This window comes from Streptomyces sp. NPDC002463 (assembly GCF_042889835.1).
Taxonomy (GTDB): Bacteria; Actinomycetota; Actinomycetes; order Streptomycetales; family Streptomycetaceae; genus Streptomyces; species Streptomyces nymphaeiformis.
Genome location: NZ_JBIARL010000005.1, coordinates 314,568 through 336,155 on the forward strand (window position 1 = coordinate 314,568; position 21,588 = coordinate 336,155).

Annotated in this window: 19 protein-coding genes; 12 read left to right on the forward strand and 7 right to left on the reverse strand. The window is 73.9% G+C overall.

From position 1 onward, the window contains the following. The first annotated feature begins 10 nt into the window (after positions 1-10). The 4 genes from ACFYX3_RS13620 to ACFYX3_RS13635 all read left to right on the forward strand — a co-directional run bounded on the left by ACFYX3_RS13620 (position 11) and on the right by ACFYX3_RS13635 (position 4,392). Positions 11-1,276, forward strand: coding sequence for a wax ester/triacylglycerol synthase domain-containing protein (locus tag ACFYX3_RS13620; RefSeq protein WP_389012213.1), 1,266 nt, complete (start codon positions 11-13; stop codon positions 1,274-1,276). After that, entirely contained in the window at positions 1,273-2,613 is a 1,341-nt protein-coding gene (locus ACFYX3_RS13625) for a cytochrome P450 (RefSeq protein WP_389012216.1), read from the forward strand. Before ACFYX3_RS13620 ends, ACFYX3_RS13625 begins: the two co-directional genes overlap by 4 nt. A 64-nt stretch (positions 2,614-2,677) precedes the next feature. Continuing rightward, the gene (locus ACFYX3_RS13630) at positions 2,678-3,130 is read left to right on the forward strand and encodes a GNAT family N-acetyltransferase (RefSeq protein WP_389012219.1); all 453 of its coding nucleotides are present in this window, start codon (positions 2,678-2,680) and stop codon (positions 3,128-3,130) included. After that, positions 3,127-4,392, forward strand: coding sequence for an MFS transporter (locus tag ACFYX3_RS13635; RefSeq protein ID WP_116161159.1), 1,266 nt, complete (start codon positions 3,127-3,129; stop codon positions 4,390-4,392). Before ACFYX3_RS13630 ends, ACFYX3_RS13635 begins: the two co-directional genes overlap by 4 nt. A gap of 88 nt (positions 4,393-4,480) precedes the next feature. Here the strand turns inward: ACFYX3_RS13635 and ACFYX3_RS13640 are convergent, their stop codons facing one another. Together ACFYX3_RS13640 and ACFYX3_RS13645 are read right to left on the reverse strand one after the other, a co-directional pair. Continuing rightward, complete coding sequence (locus ACFYX3_RS13640; protein ID WP_389012222.1) at positions 4,481-5,923, reverse strand: acyl-CoA synthetase; 1,443 nt, start codon at positions 5,921-5,923, stop codon at positions 4,481-4,483. Between the two features lie 33 nt (positions 5,924-5,956). Continuing rightward, positions 5,957-6,466, reverse strand: a complete 510-nt coding sequence (locus ACFYX3_RS13645) for a hypothetical protein (protein WP_389012225.1) — start codon at positions 6,464-6,466, stop codon at positions 5,957-5,959. Between the two features lie 152 nt (positions 6,467-6,618). On the opposite strand from ACFYX3_RS13645, the gene ACFYX3_RS13650 reads away from it, so the two are divergent. Both ACFYX3_RS13650 and ACFYX3_RS13655 read left to right on the forward strand, forming a co-directional pair. After that, a complete protein-coding gene (locus ACFYX3_RS13650; protein WP_389012228.1) occupies positions 6,619-7,833 on the forward strand; it encodes a sensor histidine kinase in 1,215 nt (404 codons plus the stop codon). A gap of 26 nt (positions 7,834-7,859) precedes the next feature. Then, a complete protein-coding gene (locus ACFYX3_RS13655) occupies positions 7,860-8,510 on the forward strand; it encodes a response regulator (RefSeq protein ID WP_376594122.1) in 651 nt (216 codons plus the stop codon). Positions 8,511-8,519: 9 nt separating this feature from the next. Here ACFYX3_RS13655 and ACFYX3_RS13660 read toward each other — a convergent pair whose 3' ends face one another. The 3 genes from ACFYX3_RS13660 to ACFYX3_RS13670 all read right to left on the reverse strand — a co-directional run bounded on the left by ACFYX3_RS13660 (position 8,520) and on the right by ACFYX3_RS13670 (position 12,378). Next, positions 8,520-9,704, reverse strand: a complete 1,185-nt coding sequence (locus ACFYX3_RS13660; RefSeq protein ID WP_389012386.1) for an MFS transporter — start codon at positions 9,702-9,704, stop codon at positions 8,520-8,522. A gap of 124 nt (positions 9,705-9,828) precedes the next feature. Further along, a complete protein-coding gene (locus ACFYX3_RS13665) occupies positions 9,829-11,277 on the reverse strand; it encodes a GAF domain-containing protein (protein ID WP_389012232.1) in 1,449 nt (482 codons plus the stop codon). A 39-nt stretch (positions 11,278-11,316) separates the two neighbouring features. Then, positions 11,317-12,378, reverse strand: coding sequence for a rod shape-determining protein (locus ACFYX3_RS13670; protein ID WP_376594120.1), 1,062 nt, complete (start codon positions 12,376-12,378; stop codon positions 11,317-11,319). Positions 12,379-12,665: 287 nt separating this feature from the next. Here ACFYX3_RS13670 and ACFYX3_RS13675 point away from each other — a divergent pair, with 287 nt between their 5' ends. Then, positions 12,666-13,775, forward strand: coding sequence for a hypothetical protein (locus ACFYX3_RS13675; protein WP_389012235.1), 1,110 nt, complete (start codon positions 12,666-12,668; stop codon positions 13,773-13,775). Between the two features lie 7 nt (positions 13,776-13,782). Here the strand turns inward: ACFYX3_RS13675 and ACFYX3_RS13680 are convergent, their stop codons facing one another. Next, positions 13,783-14,217, reverse strand: a complete 435-nt coding sequence (locus ACFYX3_RS13680) for a MarR family winged helix-turn-helix transcriptional regulator (RefSeq protein WP_376594118.1) — start codon at positions 14,215-14,217, stop codon at positions 13,783-13,785. Positions 14,218-14,322: 105 nt separating this feature from the next. On the opposite strand from ACFYX3_RS13680, the gene ACFYX3_RS13685 reads away from it, so the two are divergent. The 4 genes from ACFYX3_RS13685 to ACFYX3_RS13700 all read left to right on the forward strand — a co-directional run bounded on the left by ACFYX3_RS13685 (position 14,323) and on the right by ACFYX3_RS13700 (position 18,305). Continuing rightward, complete coding sequence (locus ACFYX3_RS13685) at positions 14,323-15,342, forward strand: NADP-dependent oxidoreductase (protein WP_376594117.1); 1,020 nt, start codon at positions 14,323-14,325, stop codon at positions 15,340-15,342. Positions 15,343-15,406: 64 nt separating this feature from the next. Beyond that, entirely contained in the window at positions 15,407-15,829 is a 423-nt protein-coding gene (locus ACFYX3_RS13690; RefSeq protein ID WP_086831271.1) for an organic hydroperoxide resistance protein, read from the forward strand. Positions 15,830-15,944: 115 nt separating this feature from the next. Beyond that, on the forward strand, positions 15,945-17,450 hold the full coding sequence (locus ACFYX3_RS13695) for a serine/threonine-protein kinase (protein WP_389012239.1): 1,506 nt from the start codon (positions 15,945-15,947) through the stop codon (positions 17,448-17,450). Between the two features lie 42 nt (positions 17,451-17,492). After that, positions 17,493-18,305: an EI24 domain-containing protein gene (locus tag ACFYX3_RS13700; RefSeq protein ID WP_389012242.1), complete on the forward strand. Its 813-nt coding sequence runs from the start codon at positions 17,493-17,495 to the stop codon at positions 18,303-18,305. On the opposite strand, the gene ACFYX3_RS13705 is transcribed toward ACFYX3_RS13700, so the two are convergent. Beyond that, positions 18,282-19,244, reverse strand: coding sequence for a LysR family transcriptional regulator (locus tag ACFYX3_RS13705; RefSeq protein ID WP_116161171.1), 963 nt, complete (start codon positions 19,242-19,244; stop codon positions 18,282-18,284). The genes ACFYX3_RS13700 and ACFYX3_RS13705 overlap by 24 nt on opposite strands. A gap of 137 nt (positions 19,245-19,381) precedes the next feature. Here ACFYX3_RS13705 and ACFYX3_RS13710 point away from each other — a divergent pair, with 137 nt between their 5' ends. After that, positions 19,382-21,571, forward strand: a complete 2,190-nt coding sequence (locus ACFYX3_RS13710) for a M4 family metallopeptidase (protein ID WP_389012245.1) — start codon at positions 19,382-19,384, stop codon at positions 21,569-21,571. The last annotated feature ends 17 nt before the right edge of the window (positions 21,572-21,588 follow it).

Sequence of the window (21,588 nt, forward strand, 5' to 3'; positions counted from 1 at the left end):
CTCCTCGGCGGTGCCGCTCGCGGTGCTCGACCGGCTCTCCCTCGACGTCGCGGCGCTGCATGCGACGGACTCCGCGCTGCACCTCGGCGGCCTGATCGTCTTCGACGGTGAACCGCCTTCCCGGGAGCGGGTGTCGGATCATCTGAGGCGTCGCATCGGACTGCTTCCCGAGCTCGCCCACCGGCTCGCGGGGGACCCGGGGCGTCCCTGCTGGGAGCCCGACCCCGGCTTCGACCCCGACCATCACCTGTACGAGCTACCCGGCGGCGCCGACCCGTTGACGGTCGTGGCCGAACTCCTTCGGCAACCCCTGGCGCGCGAGCGGCCGTTGTGGGGGATCTGGCTCGTCCGCCGGGCGGGCGACGGACGGTGGGGGCTCTGCTACCGGGCCCACCACGCCTTCCAGGACGGCGCCGCCGCCGTCGCGACCCTGGAGCGGCTGCTCGGCCCCGAGGGGGCACCCCGCGCCAGGGCCCTCACCTTCCGGCCGCCCCGGCCCGTGCCCTGGGCCGCCGTCCTCCCCGAGTTCCGGCCGCAGCGCCGCGTCACCTGGTGGCCCGCCCTCGACACCCCGCCCGCCCTGTCGTACGCCGCCGCGTTCGCCGACGTCGACACCGCCCGGCTGTACGCCCTCGGGCGCCTGACCGGCGCCACCGTCCCGCAGCTCTGCCTGGCCCTGGCCACCGAGACCCTGCGCGCCTGGCACCCCGACGCCTGGGGGCCGGGCGGTCCCGGCCACGGCCTGGGCCTGCGCGCCAACCTCGGGATCAGCGTCCGGGACCCCGACGACCCCCGCCCCCTCCTCGGCAACCGGGTCGCCGTCGCCGGGATCGACCTCCCCTGCGGCGAACCCGACCCGGCCCGGCGGCTCGACCGCCTCGGGCGGGCCCTCGACCACACCCGGCTCGCCCGTCTCGCCGACGCCCACCGGGCCGTCCTGCGCGGACTCCCGTACCGGATCGGCCGGTTGGCGCTCGGCCGCAGCGTCGACGCCCGGTACACGCCGCTCAGCGTCGCCGACCTCCGGGTCCGGCAGCCCCTCGGCTTCGCCGGCACCCCCGCCGCCGCGGTGTACGCCCTGCCGGTCATGGTCCCGGGCCAGCCGCTCTTCGTCGCCTGGGTCGCGCATCGCCGCCGCCTCCACGTCACGTTCCTCGCCGACCGCGCGCTCGCCGGTGCCGAACACCTGCCGGAGGCATGGGAGTCGGCCCTGGAGGAGTACGAACGACGGGCCGGGGCCGGCGTGTTCGCGCGGACCGGGGCGGGGGCGTCGTGAGCGGCCCGGAGTCCCTGTCCACGCCCGCGCCCCGCCACGGCCGCGCCCCGGGGGCCTGGCCCCTGCTCGGACACCTGCCCCATCTGGCGACCCGTCCGCTCGCCTTCCTCGACTCGCTGCCCGGCCACGGCGACGTCGTCCGCGTGCGGATGGGGACCCGGACCGCCCACGTCGTCAGCCACCCCGCGCTCGTCCGCCGCGTCCTCACCGACCGCGGCTCCTTCGACCGGAGCGGCGTCCTCTACGAGAAGGTCCGCGCCCTCCTCGGCAACGGTCTCGCCACCTGCCCGAACGCCGAGCACCGCGCCCAGCGGCGCGCCCTCCAGCCGGCCTTCCACCACTCCCACATGGACCGCTACGCCACCGTCATGACGGCCGAGACCCAGGCCCTGACCGGGCGCTGGCGGCCGGGAGCGGTCGTCGACGTCACCGAGGAGGCGTTCCGGCTCACGACCGCCGTCGCCGTCCGCACGATGTTCTCCGCCGGCATCACCCCGCGCGCCGCCGAGGAGCTGCGCGAGGCCCTCGAAGTCCTGCTGCGCGGGGTCTACACACGGGTCGTCGCGCCCGCCGTCGACCGCGTGCCCTCCCCGGCCCGCCGCCGCTACCGCCGGGCCCTGGCCCGCTGGCGTACGGGTGTCGCCGTCATCGTCGCCGCGTACCGGGCGGCCGGCGTGGACCACGGGGACGCCCTCTCGCTGCTCCTCGCCGTACGGGACGAGTACGGCCGGGCCCTGTCCGACGCCGAACTCGGCGACCAGGTCGCCACCCTCGTCCTCGCCGGCGCCGAGACCACCTCCTCGGTCGTCGCCTGGGCCCTGCGCCTCCTGGCCGACCACCCCGAGGCCGCCGCCCGGCTGCACGGGGAACTCGACACGGTCCTCGCCGGGCACCCGGTCACCCCGGAGGACCTGCCCCGGCTGCCGTACACCGGCGACGTCGTGCGCGAGGTCCTCCGCCTCTACCCGCCGGCCTGGGCGGTCACCCGCACCACCACCCGTACGACCGAGCTCGCCGGACGGGCGCTGCCGCCCGGTTCCACCGTCATCTGCTGCCTCTACCTGCTCCACCGGCGCCGTGAACTCTTCCCGGACGCGGCGCGCTTCGACCCGGGCCGCTGGGCGGCGGGGGAGGTGCCGCGCGACGCCTGGCTCCCGTTCGGGCTCGGCGCCACCAAGTGCGTCGGGGACGTCCTCGGCACGGTCGAGGCCACCCTCGCGCTCGCCGCGATCGCCTCGCACTGGCGGCTGACCCCGGTCTCCCCGCGCCCGCCCCGCCCGGTCCCTCGCATCGTCCTCTCCCCGGGGCCACAGCCGATGCGGCTCGCGCGGCGGTGAGACTCCGTGCGGCATTCATCGAATTGTAAGGAGCATCAACAGAGCTCGCTCCTATACTCGCTCCATGTCCGACATCAGCATCCGGCGCGCCACCGCCGACGACTCCAAGCGGCTCACCCGGCTCGTCCGCACCTCAGGGGCCTACCGGGGCGACTACGCCGCCATGGTCGAGGGCTACCAGGTCGGCGGTCCGTACATCGAGCACCACCCCGTCTTCGTCGCCGTCGACGAAGGCGACGGCGGCCGGGTGCTCGGCTTCTACGCGCTCCTCGTCGACGAGGCGGAGCTCGACCTCGCGTTCGTCGCCGACGCCGCCCAGGGGCTCGGCATAGGCCGGCTCCTCATGGAGCACATGACCGGGGAGGCCAGGACCGCCGGGCTCGCCTCCGTGCGGGTCGTCGCGCATCCGCCGGCCGAGGAGTTCTATCTGCGGACCGGAGCCGTCCGCACCGGCACCGTGCCGCCCACCGGCCGCATCCACTGGGAGCGCCCCGAGCTGCGGTACGACGTCGCGTGACCGCCACCACCCAGCGGCAGGAGCCGGAGCAGAGCCGCCGCAAGGTCTTCGCCGACCTCACCCCGCTGCGCACCTCCGCGCACTACCGCCGCCTCTGGTTCGGGAACACCGTCTCCTGGATCGGGCAGGGCATGACGGCGCTCGCCGTCTCCCTCCAGGTGTACGACATCACCCGCTCGCCCTTCTCCGTCGGGCTCGTCGGCCTCTTCGCCCTCGTCCCGCTGATCGTCTTCGGCCTGTACGGCGGCGCGATCGCCGACACCGTGGACCGGCGCAAGCTCGGCCTCGTCAGCGCGAGCGGCTCGGCCGTGCTGTCCGTCGCCCTCGCCGGCGCGGCGTTCGCCGGCTTCCACCACGTGTGGTTCCTGTACGGGATCGTCGCCCTCCAGGCCGTGTGCGGCGCGCTCAACGCGCCCGCCCGCTCCTCGATGATCCCCCGGCTCCTGCCGCCCGAGCAGCTGCGCGCCGCCAACGCGCTCAACTCGATGGTCACGACCTTCGGCACGCTCGTCGGGCCCAGCCTCGGCGGCCTGATCGTCGGCTTCGCCGGCTACCAGACCGCGTACCTCGTGGACGCCGTCGCCTTCACCGCGAGCCTGTACGCGATGTGGCGGCTGCCGTCGATGCTCCCGGACCGGACGGGCAGCAAGAGGGCCTCGGTCCTCGACGGGCTGCGCTTCCTCGCCACCCGCCCCAACCTGCGCATGACGTTCTTCTCGGACTTCTGCGCGATGATCCTCGCCCACCCCCGCGCGCTGTTCCCGGCCATCGCCGTCCTCTGGTACGGCGGCGACGCGAAGACGACCGGACTCCTCGTCGCCGCGCCCGCGTTCGGGGCGCTCCTCGGCGGCGTCCTCTCCGGCTGGCAGGGCCGTATCCGCCACCACGGACAGGCGATCCTGCTCTCCGTCGCCGCCTGGGGCACCGCCATCGCCGTCTTCGGACTGACCCGGAACCTCTGGCTCGGGCTCCTCATGCTCGCCCTCGCCGGCTACTCCGACACCGTCTCGATGATCTTCCGGAACACGATGATGCAGGTCGCCGCCCCGGACGAGATGCGCGGCCGGCTCCAGGGCGTCTTCATCGTGGTCGTCGCGGGCGGACCCCGGCTCGGCGACTTCCTCGCCGGCTCCGTCGCGGACCTCACCTCGCCGGCGGTCGCCGTCACCGGCGGCGGGATCGCCTGCGTCGTCGCGATCGGCCTCCTCGCCCTGTACGGACGTGGATTCCGCCGCTACGACGCCCTCGACCCGACGCCCTGACGTCCCCGCCCTGACGCGCCGAAAGGGCCTGTCCTCCGGATCGGGCCGGGCTCGCGGGCCTGATCCGGAAGACGGGCCCCGCCCCGCACTACGCCGTCGGCAGCGCCTTCTTCAGGACCTTGCCCATGTCGTTGCGGGGCAGCGCGTCCAGGTAGCGCACCACGCGGGGGCGCTTGTGCGGGGCGAGCAGCCCCGCCACGTGCTCGGCGAGCTCCGCCTCCGCCGGCGGCTTCTCCCCGTCCTGCGGCACCACCCAGGCCACGATCCGCTCGCCCAGGTCCGGGTCCGGCTCGCCCGTGACGGCCGCCTCGCGGACGCCGGGGTGGTCGAGGAGCGCGTTCTCGATCTCGCCCGCCCCGATCTTGTAGCCGCCGCTCTTGATGAGGTCGGTCGCCTTCCGGCCCACCAGACGCACCCCGCCGTCCGCCTCCCGGACCGCCATGTCGCCGGTGCGGAACCAGTCGCCGTCGAAGGCCGCCGCCGTCGCGTCCGGCCGGTTGAGGTAGCCGGAGAAGAGGTTCGGGCCGCGCACCTGCACCTCGCCGACCGTCTCCCCGTCGAGCTCCGCCAGGACGGAGCCGTCCTCGTCCACGAGCCGCAGGTCCACGCCCGCGAGCGGGGTCCCGACCGTCCCCGGCCGGGGCTCGCCGCCCGGGCGCACGCTGGTGTTCATGAGCGTCTCGCTCATCCCGTACCGCTCCACGACCGTCCGGCCCGTCGCCGCCGCGATCCGCTCGTGGTCGTGGACGGGCAGCGCCGCCGAACCGGAGACGAGGAGCCGGGCGCCCGCCAGCGCGTCCGTGAGCCGGTCGTTCGCGTCGAGCGCGTCCGCGAGCCGGTGGTACATGGTCGGTACGCCGAACAGCATCGTGCCGCCCCCGTCGCCGAGCTCCCGCGCGACGCCGTCCACCGAGAACCCGCCCAGGTGCCGGACCTCGCCGCCGCGCCGCAGCGGGCCCAGGATCCCGAGGACGAGCCCATGGACGTGGAACAGCGGCAGCGCGTGCACGAGGACGTCGTCCGCCGTCCACGACCAGGCCTCGGCCAGCGCGTCGAGGGAGGCGGCGACCGCCCGGCGGGAGAGCAGAACGCCCTTCGGCGGACCGGTGGTTCCGGACGTGTAGACGACGAGCGCGGTGGCCTCCGGATCGACCGGCGCCGCCGGGGACGCTTCAGGACCGGTGAGCTCCACATCGACCCGGGGGAGCGCCGCGAGCCCGCCCGGCAGCTCGTCCACCGGGCCCGCGAGCACGAGGCCGGGCGCGCTGTCGCCCAGGATGTGCGCCAACTCCCGCTCCCCGGTACGCGGATTGAGCGGTACGGCCGGCACGCCGGCGAGCAGCGCGGCGACCACGGCGACGGCCGTCCGGGCGGTCGGCGTGGCCCAGACGGCGACCCGCTCCACCCCGTCGAGGCGCCCGGCGAGGGCACCGGCGGCGCGGGCCAGCTCGGCGTACGTCAGGGTGTCGGGGCCGACCCGCAGGGCGGGGCGGTCGGACGGGTCCGCCAGGGCGGGGAAGAGCGCACTCACCGGTCGTACTCCTACGGTCGTCGAGGGTGGGGGCTACCAGGAGGGATTCTGCCCGGACCGAGGGTGCGGCGCGGCCGATGGCCCGGGTCGGGGCCCCCTCCGTGGTGGGCGCGCGGCGATCACCGCGCACAGGGCCGCGAGGGGGAGTTCCGCGCACACGGCCATGGCGACGGCGACGGCCAGCTCGGGTCCTGCGGTGGAGGTGGCGAGGTCGACGCAGGCGTCGGCGAGGAGGAGCACCGCCGCGGCGGCCGCGGGCGCGCGGTGGCGGGCGTCGCCGCGCAGCAGCCGGCTGCCGGCGGTGAGCAGCGCGGCGGCCTCCAGGGCGTCGAGGGTGACCCAGGCGGCGGCCTCGGCGGGCGGGAGCGTACCGGCGAGGTAGCCGAGCCAGGGCAGCAGGGCGAGGCCCGCACCCAGGAGCACGCGGCCCTGCAGGCGGCGGACTCGGCTGGGGCGACGGATGCCGAAGGAAGGGCGACCGGCGTCAGCGGCAGGCGGGATGAGGGAGGCGAGGGCCATGTCGGAGGTCTCTTTCGCTGTCACGAACCCGGCCGTCGGGCTCGTGATCAACCCTCCGGTCGCCGCCCTCCGGAGTCAGTAACACCGCTGTCCGTCCTGGGGTGGCACTGGCTACACCCCCGATGCGGACGGCAGGTTCATGGCAGGCCGCGGAGCCCGGCGCCTACGGTGGGGGCATGAAGATCCGGACCCGGCTGCGGCGCGCGCTCACCCGCCTGACGCGCGACGCGTCCTTCCTCGCCGTGGGGGCGCCGCTCCACCTCCTCATGGGTTCCCTGCTGTTCGGGGTCTTCGGCCTTCTCTGGGAGACCATCGGGGGAGCGGACGACAGCGCGCCGATCGCCCTGGGGTTCGTGGTCGTGGCGACGGTGTTCTGCGTGCCGGCGCTGACCGTGGCCCAGTGCTGGCGCTTCCGACAGCTGCTCGGCATCGACATCCCCCGCCCGGGATGGCGGCGGCCGTGGCGCCAGTTCGGCTACCACTCCCTGGCCGGGACGCTGTTCGGCACGCTCGAAGCGGTGGTGGTGGCGCTGATCCCGGCCGGACTCGCCGCGTCACTGACCTCGGTGTGGGTCTACGCCCTGCCCTGGCAATGGCGGCTCAAGCAACTCAAGTTCGCCGTGGCGGCCCCGTACGTCTCCGTGGCGGGACTGCTCGTGCTGGCCGCCGTCCCGCCCCTCGCCGCCGCCCTCGTGCGCCTGGAGAGCCAGGTGGTCCCCCTCCTGCTCGGCCGCAGCCGGGAGGAGGATCTGGTGCGACGGGTCGAGGACCTCACCGAGAGCCGGGCCGGCGCCGTGGACGCCGCCGACGCGGAACGGCGCCGCATCGAACGGGACCTGCACGACGGTGCGCAGCAGCGACTCGTCTCGCTGGCGCTGAACCTGGGCATAGCCAAGGCCACGCTCGTGGACCTGACGCCCGAGGCGCGCGAGGCGATCGAGGCCGCGCACCGGGAGGCGAAGGAGGCGATCGAGGAGCTGAGCAGCCTCGTGCGCGGCCTCCACCCCGCCGTCCTGGACGAACTCGGCCTGGACGCGGCCCTGTCGGGGCTCGCGGCCCGCGCCCCGCTGCCCGTACGGCTGGAGGCGGACCTGCCGCGGCGGCCGCCGCCGGCGGTCGAGGCGGTCGCCTACTTCGTGGTCTCCGAGGCGCTGACGAACGTCGCCAAGCACGCACGGGAGGCGACCCGGGCCGATGTGACGGTGACCCGGCTGGGCGGGATACTGCGGGTGGTGATCGCGGACGACGGCCTGGGCGGCGCCGACCCCGGCAAGGGGAGCGGCCTGACGGGGCTCGCCCAGCGCGTGCGATCAGTCGACGGAACGTTCCGGATGAGCAGCCCGGTGGGGGGACCGACCATGATGAGTGTGGATCTGCCGTGTCAGAACTGAAGAGCGCCGGGCAGGAGGAGCCCCGCATGCGACGTGCGGTGATCGCCGAGGACTCCGTCCTGCTGCGGATGGGCCTGGTCAAGGTCGTCGAGATGGCCGGCTTCGAGGTGGCCGCCGAGGCGGGCGACGCCGAGGGACTCCTCGCCGCGGTCGAGGAGCACCGCCCCGACCTGGCGGTGATCGACGTCCGGATGCCGCCGGGCTTCACGGACGAGGGAGTGCGTGCCGCGCTGTCCATCCGCCGCAGCCGGCCGTCGACCGCCCTGCTGCTGCTCTCCCAGTACGTCGAGGAGCGCTACGCGGCCGACCTGCTCGCCGCCCACACCAGCGGCGTGGGCTATCTGCTCAAGCAGCGGGTCGCGGACGTCGAGGAGTTCATCGAGGCGCTGCGGCGGGTCGCCGACGGCGGCACCGCACTCGATCCGCAGGTCGTCGCCCAGCTCCTCGTACGGCGGTCGAACGATCCGCTGGAACGGCTGACGGCCCGCGAGAAGGAGGTGCTCTCCCTCATGGCCGAGGGCCGCTCCAACGCGGGCATCGCCGCCCAGCTCGTCGTCAGCGAGAGCGCCGTCGCCAAGCACATCAACAGCATCCTCGCCAAGCTCGACCTGCCCAGGGCGGACGCCGACCACCGCCGGGTCCTGGCCGTGCTGCGCTTCCTGGGCGTGGGCGCCTGAGGGGTGTCCCTACGGGCGGCCCGCCGTGACCTCGGCGGGCTTCGGGTCCGGGCTGTCGCCGTCCGGGCGGATCCCGCGCATCCGCCCGTACGCGTACACACAGCCCGCGAGCGCCAGGTCGGACAGGAGCATGAAGCCGATCGAGTACGAGCCCTTCGCGCTGTAGATCGCGCCCATCACCAGCGGCGGCACGAACCCGCCGAGGCCGCCCATCGCGCCGACGATGCCGGTCACGCTGCCCACCTGGGCCTGCGGGGTGACCTGGGAGACCAGGGCGAAGACCGAACCGCTCGCCGTGCCGAGCCCGGCCGCCATGACGAGCAGGGCGATCGTGCCGCCGGGGTTCAGCGGCGGGTCGAAGGCCTGGACGATCGCGAACAGGGCGGCCGTGCCGAGCGCGGCGGCCGTGACGAGCGCCGGGTGGATCCGGTCCGAGAGCCAGCCGCCGATCGGCCGGAAGACGACCGTGACCAGGGCGAACCCGGCCGCCTTGGTGCCCGCGTCCGTCGGGTCGAGCTCGTACCAGGTCTTCAGGTACGTCGGCAGGTAGACGCCGAACGCGACGATGCCGCCGAACCCGATCGCGTACAGCGCCGACAGCTCCCACGTCACCCGCAGCCGGCCCGCCGAGCCGAGCCGCGACGCGAGGGAGGCCGTCGGCACCGGCCGGTCGGGGCGGTCGGTGATGAGGAACGCGGCGAGCACCGCGTACGCGGCGAGGGCGAGCGCGACCACGATGAACGGCAGGTTCTCGCCGTGCTTGGCGATCCGGGGCGTGAAGTAGCCGGACAGCGCGACACCGCCCATGCCCATGCCGAACACCCCGAGCGCCAGACCGCGCTTCGCGGGCGGGAACCAGGAGTTGACCAGGGGGATGCCGATGGCGAACGTCGTGCCGCCCAGGCCGAGGAGGAAGCCGACGACCAGCATCAGGCCGTAACTGTCCTTGACCACGATCAGGAGCAGCACGGGGACGATCGTCAGCGCCGAGACGAGCGGGAACATCCGCTTCGCCCCGTACCGGTCGGTCATGGCCCCCGCCGGGACGCGGCCGAGCGAGCCGACCAGGACGGGCACGGCGACGAGGAACGACTGCTGGAAGGAGCTGAGTTCGAGCCGCTCGCCGTACCAGCTCGCGAGCGGTGCGATCAGGTTCCACGCCCAGAAGGTGAGCGTGAAGCCGATGGTGGCCATCACCAGGTTGCGGTAGGCCGCCGCTGTCGGGGCCGTGGTCTCGGTGGTCACCCCTCCAGTCAAGATCCGGGGGAGGGGCGCGGCGCGCCCAGTTGCTCCGTACGAGGGAGGGAGCCCCACTGTCCTACGGCCACGTCACCGTCGTCGGCGGGGTGCCGTCGTCCTCGACGCGCAGCCGGGCGCCGCCGCCCTCCCCGGCCGACACCTCGACGGTGATCGCGCCGACCCCGGGCCGCCGGTGCGCCGCCGCGAGCGCCCCGCGCAGGGCGGCGAGGAGCCGGTCCGCCGTCCCCTCGTCGACGAGGGTGTCGACCGCGCCGGAGAAGTGCACGGACGGCTGGAAGCCGAGCGGGACCGCGGCCCCGCCGGTCTCGCGCAGGACCCTCCCCCGGAAGGTCGTCGGCGCGTCGGCCGGCGGCTGCTGGAGGGCGAAGATGGTCGTCCTGACCTCCTGGATCGTGGAGTCCAGCTCGTCCACGGCCCGGCCGAGCAGCGCGTCCTCGCCGGAGGAGCCGGCCGCCCGCCTACGGGTGGACTCCAGCATCATCTCCGTGGCGAACAGCCGCTGCACCACCAGGTCGTGGAGGTCCCGCGCGATCCGGTCGCGGTCCTCGAAGACGGCGAGCCGCTCACGGTCGTGGCGCGCGTCCGCGAGGACGAGCGCGAGCGCCGCCTGCGAGGCGAACTGCGAGGCGAGCAGCCGGTCCACCGCCGAGTACGGCGGGCCGCCGCGCCGCCGGGGCAGGGCGAGGGTGCCGATGAGCTTCCCGCCGCTCTGCAGCGGCAGCATCATCGACGGACCGAAACGGGACCGGACGTGCGTGGTCATCCGAGGGTCGGTCGCCGAGTCCTCGACGAAGACGGGCTCCCCGCCGAGGAGCTGGACGAGGACCGGGGAGCCGGGCGCGATCGTCGTGCCGACGAGGTCGCCGGGGTCGTCCCTGGTGGAGGCGGCGACGATCTCCATCCCGCCCTGTTCGGTGGGCTGGAGGACGACGCCGGCCGAGGCGTCGGCGAGGATGCGGGCCTGCTCGGCGACGGTGGTCAGGGCGTTCTCGGCGGTGGCGCCGGTGAGCAGGGCCGTGGTCACCGCGGCGGCGCCCTCGATCCAGCGCTCCCGCTGACGGGCCGTCTCGTACAGGCGGGCGTTGCCGATGGCGATCCCGGCCTGGGAGGCGAGGACCCGGAGCAGGGCGAGGTCCTCCTCGGTGAAGGGGCCGCCGCGCTTCCCGGTGAGGTGCAGATGGCCGAAGACCTGGGTGTGGACCCGGATCGGGACGCCGGTCGAGCGCGCGCCGGGGGTCAGGTCGGCGGGGCGGCGGAACCGCTGCCGCTCCTCGTCGGTCATGCCGGAGGTGAAGAGCTCGGTGAGGCGGGGGCGCTCGGGGTCGACGACCCCGAGCGCCCCGTGGCGGGCTCCGGTCAGCTCGGTGGCGGAGTCCACGATGTGCTGGAGGGTGGTGCGGAGTTCGAGGTCCGTACCGACGCCGAGGACGGCTTCGAGCAGCAGGGGCAGGCGGGCGGAGTCCTCGTCCGTGCCCGAGGCCCCGGCGTCCTCATCCATGATCGTCATGGTCTCATTGTCGTGCGAATCGCCCGGTTCTTTCCGGTATCAGTCCTCGTCGGCGAGCGGGTCCCGCTCGGCCAGCGGGTCGAGGACCATCGGCTGGACCTTGCCCTCCAGCATCGCGCCGAGCCCCAGGACCGCGCAGACGTCGGGCCGTTCGGCGATGTGCACGGGCATGCCGGTCGCCTCGCGGAGCATCTGGTCGAGGCCCGGCAGCAGGGCGCTGCCGCCCACCATCATGATCCCGCGGTCCGCGAGGTCGGCGACCAGGTCCGGCGGGCAGTCCCGCAGCACCTTCCCGATGCCGTCGAGGACGGCCGTCAGCGGGGTGTGGATCGCCTCCCGTACGGCGGCGGTGTCGACGGTCACCGAACGGGCCAGGCCCGTGGCGACGTCCCGGCCGTGGATCTCCGTCCAGGCGGGGCCGGTCGTCGTCAGGCCGTTGCCGCTGAGGGCCAGCTGCAGCGGGCGCACCGACTGGCTCGGCAGCATCAGTTCGTGGTGGTGGCGCAGGTGCTGGATGACGGCGTGGTCGATGGCGTCGCCGCCGACGGGCATCCGCTCCGCCGTGACGATCGCGCCGAGCGAGAGCACCGCGACCTGCGTGGTCGCCGCGCCGCACACCAGGATCATGGTCGCGGTCGGCTGCTCCACGGGCAGCCCGCAGCCCACGGCCGCCGCGATCAGGGTGTCGACCAGCTCGACCCGGCGCGCCCCGAGCCCGACGAGGGTCTCCACGGCGGCGCGCTGCGCGAGCGGATCGCTGTCGTGCGGGGTGCAGGCGGCCGCGCGCAGCCGGGGCTTGCGGCGCAGCTGCCGGCGCAGCTTCTCGCCGAGGAGATGACGGAGCATCCGCTGCGCCATCTCGATGTCGACGACCGTGCCGCCCGAGACCGGGCGGACGACCCGGATGTAGTCGGGGGTGCGGCCGGTCATCTTCTCGGCGAGCGCGCCGACGGCGATCAGCGCTCCGGTACGGGTGTTGACGGCGGCGACGCTCGGCTCGTCGACGACGAGTCCGGCGCCCTTGACGAAGACCCGGGTGCGGGCGGCACCCAGGTCGACGGCGACATGGCAACGACGCAGCTGATCGAGGCTGACGGTCACGGCGGGATCCTCCGGAGTGCGGTGCTGGCACGGGCGAGGCGGGTCGCGATTCGCGGTCCTGTTCGCATCGTCCGGCCGCGCGCGGCGCGGCGCGCGCTGGGCTGAGCCGCCCGGGGGCCGCATGCGGGCCGTGTCGGAGGGCCCACTACCCGTGAGAAGGATTCGGAGGCCATCCTTCCCGAAGCGGGAGATTCACGGCGCACCGCCGCCGACCTGCGGTTTCCACACAGGATCCTCACGTTCGCGCCTACCTGACGGCGTACCTGGCCGCATAGCCTGCGGGCCCCATGGACTACTGCCACGCGTGCCGGCGGCACCTCAACGGGGCCCTCGCCTGTGCCGGGTGCGGGACTCCGGTCGAGGAACTGCGGTACGAGACCCCCCACATACCGGTCCACACCCCGGACCACACCCAGGCCCACACCCCGGACCTCGGCTACGGCTACCCGAACGGGCCGACGGCGTACGGCGCCACGACCGGGCCCGCGGCGTACGGCGCCACGACCGGGCCCGCGGCGTACGGCGTCCAGGCCGGGCCCGCGATCTACGGCGACCCCGCTCGTCCCACCGCCTACGGCGACCGCAGCGGGCCGGGCGTCTACGGCGACCCCGGTCGCCCGGCTGTCCACGGAGACCCGGGCCGGTCCGCCGCCTACGGAGAAGCGACCCCGCCCGCCCACGACGAACCGTTCCCGGACGACGGCGGCGGTGCCGGCGACGACGACCTGGACCGGCCCGCGCCCGAGCACGTCTACGAGCTGGACGTCCTCGAACCGCCGCGCACCACCCCCGGCGGGCGCCGCGCCGCCCGGGGCCGCCCCGCCGTGCGGCGGGGGAGGAGGCAGGGCCCGCGCCGCGGCCGTACGGTCCTGGTGGGAACGGTGGGCCTGGTCCTCGCGGCCGGAACGCTGACCCTGGCGAAGATCGCCTTCGAGGAGCCGCCGCAGGACGGCGCCGCCACCGCCGTGGAGGAGCTGGAGGTCACCGAGACCCCGCTCTCGCCGCCACCCGCGGAGACCACGGAACCGTCGCGGGCATCGAGCCCGTCCCCGGCGACGGACGCCCCGGGCTCCGTCCCCGCCCGCCCACGCCAGGTGAGCACGGGCTCGGGCTCGGACTCCGGTACGCGTACGGGCACGGGCACGGGATCCGGTACGGGGACCGGCACCGGCACGGGAAGCGGCACCGCCCCGACCGCCGCGCCGACGACCACCGCCCCGGCCTCCCCGTCCGCCACGCCCACCGCGACCCCGTCCGCGACGGAGAGCGGCCCGACGCCGACCGGCTCGGCGACGCCCGGCGGACCGACGGCATCGACCACCGGCCCCACCCCGAGTCGGACCCCGACCCCCAGCCCGACCCCGACGTGCACCCGCTTCCTGTGGTGGTGCGTCTAGGACGGCGTCACGCCACGTCCACGCCCAGCATCCGCTTCAGCAGGTCCCGGAGGAGGGTCCGCTCCGTCTCCGTCAGCTCGCCGAGGGGTTCGCGCGCGAAGTCGAGGGAGTCGCGGAGGCGGCGGGCGGTGTCGCGGCCCTCGTCCGTGGGGACGGCCAGTTTGACGCGGCGGTCCGCCGGGTCGGGGCGGCGTTCCACCAGGCCCCGGGCCTCCAGGCGGTCGACGATGCCCGTGATGTTGGAGGGCTCGCACTTGAGCTTCTGGGCGATGCGGCGCATCGGCAGCGGGTCGAGCGAGAGCAGGCCGAGGACCCGGGCCTGGGCGCCGGTCAGCGCGTGCTGCGCCGCCGCCTGCTCGTACTCCTCGTAGTAGCGCGCCACGACCGTGCCGATCAGCTCGACGACTTCGAGGGTCAGGGGGTCCGTGCGTGAGGTGGCCATGGGGACGAGTCTACTCCGATACTTGACAACATGAAATATCTAGGCGCATGGTTGTTTGAGGTACTGAACCTTTTGTGATCTCAAGCTTTTCTGGAGGCCGTGCTCATGTCCGTTCTTCCCGCGTCCAGCCGTGAGTGGCACCTCGTCGCCCGTCCGCACGGCTGGCCCGTGCCGTCGGACTTCGCCCTGCGCGAGACCCCGGTCGCCGAGCCCGCCGAGGGCCGCATCCTCGTGCGCAACCTGCACTTCTCCGTCGACCCGTACATGCGCGGCCGGATGAACGACGTCAAGTCGTACATTCCGCCCTTCAAGCTCGACCACCCCATGGACGGCGGCGCGGTCGGCGAGGTCATCGCCTCCAACGCCGAGGGCTTCGCCGTCGGCGACCACGTCCTGCACGGTCTCGGCTGGCGCGAGTACGCCGACGTCCCGGCCCAGCACGCCACCAAGGTCGACCCGTCGCTCGCCCCCCTCTCCGCCTACCTCGGCGTGCTCGGCATGACCGGCCTCACGGCCTACGCCGGTCTCTTCGAGGTCGCCTCCTTCAAGGAGGGCGACGCCGTCTTCGTCTCCGGCGCGGCCGGCGCCGTCGGCAGCCAGGTCGGCCAGATGGCCCGGCTCAAGGGCGCCTCCCGCGTCATCGGCTCCGCCGGCTCCGACGAGAAGGTGAAGTTCCTCGTCGAGGAGCTCGGCTTCGACGCCGCCTTCAACTACAAGAACGGCCCGGTCAAGGACCAGCTCCGCGAGGCCGCCCCGGACGGCATCGACGTCTACTTCGACAACGTCGGCGGCGACCACCTCGAAGCCGCGATCTCCTCGCTCAACGTGCACGGCCGCGCCACCATCTGCGGCATGATCGCCCAGTACAACGACACCGAGCCGGTCCCGGGCCCGCGCAACATGGCGATGATCATCGGCAAGCGGCTGCGGCTCCAGGGCGTCCTCGTCGGCGACCACTACGGCCTGCAGAACCAGTTCGTCCAGGAGGTCGGCGGCTGGCTCGCCTCCGGCGAGCTGAAGCACCGCGAGACCTTCGTCGAGGGCATCGAGAACGGCGTGGACGCCTTCCTCGGTCTGCTGCGCGGCGACAACACCGGAAAGATGATCGTCTCGGCGACCCGCTAGTCTTCCCTCAGCCGTCGCGATCGTGGGCGCGAGTCGCGGCGAACAGAAGAAGGAAGACAACAGCATGTCGATCCAGCAGTCCGACGTCCTGTACACCGCCGTAGCCACCGCCGAGAACGGTCGTGACGGCCGTGTCGCCACCGACGACGGCCAGCTCGACGTCGTCGTCAACCCGCCCAAGGCCATGGGCGGCTCCGGCGCCGGCACCAACCCCGAGCAGCTCTTCGCGGCCGGCTACAGCGCCTGCTTCCAGGGCGCGCTCGGCGTCGTCGCCCGCAACGAGAACGCCGACGTCTCCGGCTCGACGGTCACCGCCGAGGTCGGCATCGGCAAGAACGACGACGGCTTCGGCATCATCGTCAAGATCTCGGCGACCATCCCGAACGTGGACGCCGAGACCGCCAAGAGCCTGATCGAGAAGGCCCACCAGGTCTGCCCGTACTCCAAGGCGACCCGCGGCAACATCACGGTCGAGCTCGCCGTCTGAGACCCGGACGCGCACACCGCGCGAGGACCGCACCCCGACCGACCGGGGTGCGGTCCTCGCCGTGTACGGGAGGGCTGCGGCATCATGGCTTCGGTCCGCGGGCAAGGGGAGTCGGGTGTCTTCGTACAACGGGTCGGAGCAGGCCGGTCACGAGCTGATCGGCGGGCGCTACCGCCTGGGCGAGCGGCTCGGCCAGGGCGGCATGGGCGTCGTCCGGCGGGCCACCGACGAGCTGCTCGGGCGCCCCGTCGCCGTCAAGACCCTCGCGCTCGACTCGGGCGCCGACCCGGCGGACGCCCTGCGGGAGGCCCGCGTCGTCGCCCAGGTCCGCCACCCGCACGTGATCGTCGTCCACGACGTCGTCGAGCACGCCGGCATGCCCGCCCTGGTCATGGAGCTCGTCGACGGCGGCTCGCTCGCCGACCGGCTGGCCGCCGGCGAGGTGCTGTCCCCCCGGGAGGCCGCCCGGCTCGGGCTCGACCTGCTCGACGCGCTGTCCGCCGCGCACGCCCGCGACGTGCTGCACCGGGACGTGAAGCCCGCCAACGTCCTCCTGGAGAAGGACACCGGCCGGGCCGTGCTGACCGACTTCGGCATCGCCAGCCTCCCCGGCGCGACGACGCTCAGCCGCACCGGCGTCTTCATCGGCACCCCCGAGTACACGGCGCCGGAGCGGATGCAGGGCGACGACGCGGGACCCGCCTCCGACCTGTGGTCGCTCGGCGCGCTGCTGTGCGCGGCGACCACCGGCACCTCGCCGTTCCGCCGGGACTCGATCGGCGCCGTCCTGCACGCGATCGTGTACGAGGAGATCCGGCCCTCCGAACGGCTCGGGCCCCTCGTGCCCGTCGTCCAGGGCCTCCTCGAACGCGACCCGGACCGCCGCCTCGGCGCCCCCGAGGCCCGCCGGATGCTCGCCGCGTGCGCGGCGGGGGAGGAGCCTGCGGGGGGCGACGCGTACGTCCCCACCCTGCGAGAGACCGGTCCAGGGGAGGCCGGCGCTCCGGCCGCCGGCCGCCGTCGGCGCCTCACCGTCCCCCTCGTGGCCACCGCCCTCGCCGTCTGCGTCGCGGTGGCGACCGTGGCGGTGCTGCGCGCCGTCCAGGACGAACCCGCGACGGGCGCGCCGCCGCCCCGTACGGGGTCCCCCTCGGCCCCGCCCCCCTCCGAGCCGGACGGTTTCCGGTCCCGGGAGATCACCGACGAGCGCGGTTTCAGCCTGCGGGTCCCCTACGGGGCGGTCCGCTCCACCGACGGCGACCGGGTGTTCTACACCTCGCCGGACGGGGCCGTCAGGGTCGGGATCAGGATCCGGCCGATCCCGGCCGGCGGGGCGATCGGCGTGATGCGCTCCTCCGACGCGAGCGGCCCGAAGGACTATCCGGGGTACCGCGACGGCACCGTGAAGGAGACGACGCGCCAGGGACTGCCCGCCGCCCGCTGGGAGTTCACCTGGGACGGCTTCACCAGCGCCGAGGGGCCGCGGCACACCAGGGACGTCTGCTGGGAGCAGGACGGGACGCTGTACGACCTGTGGGTGTCCGCCCCCGTGGGCCGCCCCGCAGAGGCCCGCGTCCGCTTCGACGAAGCCGTCGCCTCGTTCCTCGCGACCGGCGGCTGACCTGCCCCGTCGGGCCCCGGAGGCACCGATAAGGTGACCCCCATGCGTGATTTCGGGGTGGGTTTCAGGTACTTGTTGCGGGGCCAGAAGTGGGTCGGCGGTCACGGGCGCTGGCTCGGGTTCGGACTGCTGCCCGGGCTCGTGACGCTCGTCCTGTACATCGGCGCGCTCGTCGGCCTCGGTTACGGCGCCGACGACCTGACCGCGTGGGCGACGCCGTTCGCCGACGACTGGACCTCGCCCTGGCAGGGCCTCTTCCGCGGCGCCCTGACGGGGCTCGTCTTCGCGTTCGGGCTGTTCCTCGCGGTGATCACCTTCACCGCCGTCACCCTCCTCGTCGGCCAGCCCTTCTACGAGTCGCTGTCCGAGGAGGTCGACCGCAGCGAGGGCGGCGAGGCGCCCGAGTCGGGCCTGCCGCTCTGGCGCGAGCTGTGGATCTCGGCCCGTGACAGCCTGCGGATCGTGCTGCGGGTCGCGTTCTACGGCGTGCTGCTCTTCGCCTGCGGGTTCATCCCCGTCGTCGGCCAGACCGTCGTCCCCGCCATCGGCTTCTGCGTCTCCGGCTTCTTCCTCACCGAGGAGCTGACGGCCGTCGCGCTCCAGCGCCGGCGCGTCGAGCTCAAGGAACGCCTGGTGCTGCTCCGTGGACGCCGGATGGCGGCCCTGGGCTTCGGCGTCCCGCTGACGCTCGCCTTCCTGGTCCCGTTCGTCGCCGTCTTCCTCATGCCCGGAGCGGTCGCGGGGGCCACCCTGATGGCCCGTGACCTGTGCGGAGAGACCTCCGGCGACGGAGCGGACGACGACGCCGAGGAGGACGACCAGGACCCGTCCTCAGTCGTCCAGAACCGGGTGTAGTTCCGGGCGGGCGTCCCACCAGGCGCGGTGGAAGGCGTTGTTGCCGACGTTCGCCAGGTACGCGCGGGCCGCCGCCCGGTACAGCAGCTCCGCCTGCGGCGCCGGGACCGCCGTACGGTTCCAGGCGAGCCGGATCCGGCCCGTCACCGGGTCGCCCTCCAGGGGGCGCAGGACCGTGCCCTCCGCAGCCGGGGCCGTCGGCTGGCTCATCGAGATCGCCCGGCCCGCCGCGATCAGGTCGTAGTGCATCTTCCGGTCGGCGACCCGGTGCCGCAGCGAGGGCGTGAACCCGGCCTTCTCGCAGGCCGCGACCAGCGCCTCGGGTCCGCCGTCGTCGTCCTCGACCAGCGTCATCCAGGACTCGCCCGCGAGCTCGGCGAGCGCGATCCGCTCCCGGCCCGCCAGCGGGTGCTCCGCCGAAAGACGCACGCAGAAGGGCTCCTTGGGGACGAGGGTGCGGGCCGTGGTCCCCTCGGGCAGCGGCACCTCGTGGTCGTTGACCTCCCCGTACAGGACGGCGTCGTACCGTCCCGCGCCGAGCTGCCGGGTCAGCGTCGTCGCCGAGTGCTCCACGGTGACCGCGATCTCCCGCCCGGCCACGACCTGTTCGAGCTCCCCGAGCAGCCGGTCGACGAGGACGAGCAGGATGCAGCCGAGCCGCAGCGGGGTGTGCGGGGCGACGGCCCGCGCCCCGGCGGCAAGGGCGTCCATCTCGCCGAGCACGAGCCGCGCCTTGGACAGCACGAACTCGCCCAGCGGGGTGGGCTCCACGCCGTGCCGGCCGCGCAGGAACAGCTCCCCGCCGGCGACCCGCTCGATCCGCCGCAGCTGCGCCGAGAGGGCCGGCTGCGAGACGCCGAGCCGCCCGGCGGCCCGCCCCAGACTGCCCGCTTCCGCAATGCGGCAGACGGCTTCGAGATGCCTCAACTCCAGCTGCATTTCAGCAGCGTACGCAGCGGGCCTGGTCTGCACCATAACCCGCGTCTTATGCCGGATGAGATGTCCCGAACTGGCCATGTCCACGCCCATACTCGGCGCGACGATCCGTCTCCCCCACCCTTGAACGGAGCACGACGTTGCACCCGACCAGACTCACGGCGGCCGTGGCCGCCCTGGCGCTCTCGGCGAGCCTCGCGACCGCCCTCGCCGGACCGGCGACCGCGGCGACCCCGCAGGCACAGCCCGTACCGCCGGGCCACGGCAAGGCGCTCGCCCTCGCCGCCGCCGACAAGGCCGCGAGCAGCGGCCTCGACGAGCTGCGGCACGGCGCCGACGAGGACCTCGTCCGGACGTCCGTCACCCCCTGGACGAACGGCCTGTACTACGCCTCGTACGAGCGCACCTACCGCGGCCTCCCGGTCGTCGGCGGCGACGCGGTCGTCGTCTCCGACAGCTCCGGCAAGGTCCGCGAGGTCACCGGCGCTCCCGCCCCGGCCATCAGACTCTCCACGAAGGCGAAGGTGACGGCCGAGGCGGCCCTCGCCACCGCCCGGAAGCAACTGGCCTCGGTGGAGAGCGCGAGCGCCCCGGAGCTGACCGTGCTCCTCAAGGGCGGCAGGGCCGTCCTGACCTGGCACACCCTGGTCGTCGGCCGGACCGCGACCGGCGCCCCGAGCTCCCTCGCCACCTATGTCGACGCGCGCACCGGGGCCATCGCCCGGGCCACCGACAAGGTCTCGGACGCCGACGGCCGCGGCTACCACAACGGCAACGTCACCATCGACACCGCCGCGAACTCCATGACCGACTCCTCCCGCGGCGGCTTCCAGTGCGGCGGGCAGAGCGGCGGCGCCTACACGGGCTCCTCGCCGTGGGGCAACGGCACCGCCAATGACCTGGTGACCGCCTGCGTCGACATCATGTACGCGGCGCAGAAGGAAAACTCCATGGTCAAGGAGTGGTTCGGCTACAACGGCCAGAACGGGCAGGGCGGCATGGTCCCGGCCCGCGCCGGCCTCGGCGAGGTCAACGCCTACTACGACGGCACGAAGACCACGTACGGCCGCAACCAGGGCGGCACGATGCAGCTCACCGGCATCGACGTCGTGGCGCACGAGTACGGCCACGAGATCTTCGACAAGACGCCGGGCAGCTCGGGCTCGTCCAACGAGAACGGCGGCATGAACGAGTCGACGGGCGACATCTTCGGCGCGCTCACCGAGCACTACGCCAACAACCCGAACGACACCCCGGACTACACGGTCGGCGAGAAGCTGAACTTCCTCGGCGACAACAAGCCGATCCGCTACATGTACAACCCCTCGCTCGCCGACAACGCCCCGAACTGCTATCCGCAGTTGACCTCCGGCACCGAGGTGCACGCGGCGGCCGGCCCGCAGAACCACTGGTTCTACCTGCTCGCCGAGGGCTCCAACCCGGGCGGCGGCAAGCCCAGCAGCCCGATATGTTCCGGCGGCCCGTCCTCCGTGACCGGCATCGGCATCCAGAAGGCCGGCAAGATCTTCATGGGCGCCCTGCTCATGAAGACCTCCTCCTGGAACCACCTCGCCGCCCGCAGGGCGACCCTGACCAGTGCCAAGAACACCTACGGCAGCGCCGAGTGCAACGCCGTGAAGGCGGCCTGGAACGCGGTCGGCGTGCCGGCCCAGTCCGGTGAGACCGACTGCGGCGGCACCAGCACCCCGGACTTCTCGCTCGCCCTGAACCCGTCCTCGGGCTCGGTCCAGCCGGGTGCCTCCGTCACCTCCACGGTGAACACCTCCACCACCGGCGGCAGCGCGCAGAGCGTGCAGCTCTCCGCGAGCGGCGCCCCGAGCGGGGTCACCGTCTCCTTCAGCCCCTCCTCGGTGACCTCCGGGTCCTCGTCCACGATGACCGTGCAGGTCGCGGCGGGCACCGCCAACGGCACGTACCCGATCACCGTCACCGGTACGGGCTCCGCCACGCACACGGTCACCTACCAGCTGTCGGTCGGCACCACGACCCCGCCGACCGGCTGCGACAACGCCGAGTACACCTACCAGGGCAGCCTGACCTCCGGCCAGGCCGCGGCCCAGCCCGACGGCTCGTACTACTACTCGGCGACCTCCGGCACCCACGTGGGCTGCCTGCGCGGTCCGGCCGGCACCGACTTCGACCTGTACCTGCAGAAGTGGAACGGGTCGAGCTGGGTGGACGTGGCCGTCGGAGGCACGGCGACGGCGAACGAGGACACCAGCTACTACGGCACCGCGGGCTACTACCGGTACGTGGTCCACGCGTACAGCGGCTCCGGCGCGTACACGCTGGGCCTGAGCGCCCCGTAAGGGGGACGCGCTCCCCG

Bases quoted from the DNA above. Each gene is read 5' to 3' on its own strand.
- ACFYX3_RS13655 (WP_376594122.1), top strand. From the start codon at position 7,860: ATGCGACGTGCGGTGATCGCCGAGGACTCCGTCCTGCTGCGGATGGGC.
- ACFYX3_RS13690 (WP_086831271.1), top strand. From the start codon at position 15,407: ATGTCGATCCAGCAGTCCGACGTCCTGTACACCGCCGTAGCCACCGCC.
- ACFYX3_RS13650 (WP_389012228.1), top strand. From the start codon at position 6,619: ATGAAGATCCGGACCCGGCTGCGGCGCGCGCTCACCCGCCTGACGCGC.
- ACFYX3_RS13700 (WP_389012242.1), top strand. From the start codon at position 17,493: ATGCGTGATTTCGGGGTGGGTTTCAGGTACTTGTTGCGGGGCCAGAAG.
- ACFYX3_RS13630 (WP_389012219.1), top strand. From the start codon at position 2,678: ATGTCCGACATCAGCATCCGGCGCGCCACCGCCGACGACTCCAAGCGG.
- ACFYX3_RS13665 (WP_389012232.1), bottom strand. From the start codon at position 11,277: ATGACGATCATGGATGAGGACGCCGGGGCCTCGGGCACGGACGAGGAC.
- ACFYX3_RS13660 (WP_389012386.1), bottom strand. From the start codon at position 9,704: ATGGCCACCATCGGCTTCACGCTCACCTTCTGGGCGTGGAACCTGATC.
- ACFYX3_RS13685 (WP_376594117.1), top strand. From the start codon at position 14,323: ATGTCCGTTCTTCCCGCGTCCAGCCGTGAGTGGCACCTCGTCGCCCGT.
- ACFYX3_RS13705 (WP_116161171.1), bottom strand. From the start codon at position 19,244: ATGCAGCTGGAGTTGAGGCATCTCGAAGCCGTCTGCCGCATTGCGGAA.
- ACFYX3_RS13680 (WP_376594118.1), bottom strand. From the start codon at position 14,217: ATGGCCACCTCACGCACGGACCCCCTGACCCTCGAAGTCGTCGAGCTG.
- ACFYX3_RS13675 (WP_389012235.1), top strand. From the start codon at position 12,666: ATGGACTACTGCCACGCGTGCCGGCGGCACCTCAACGGGGCCCTCGCC.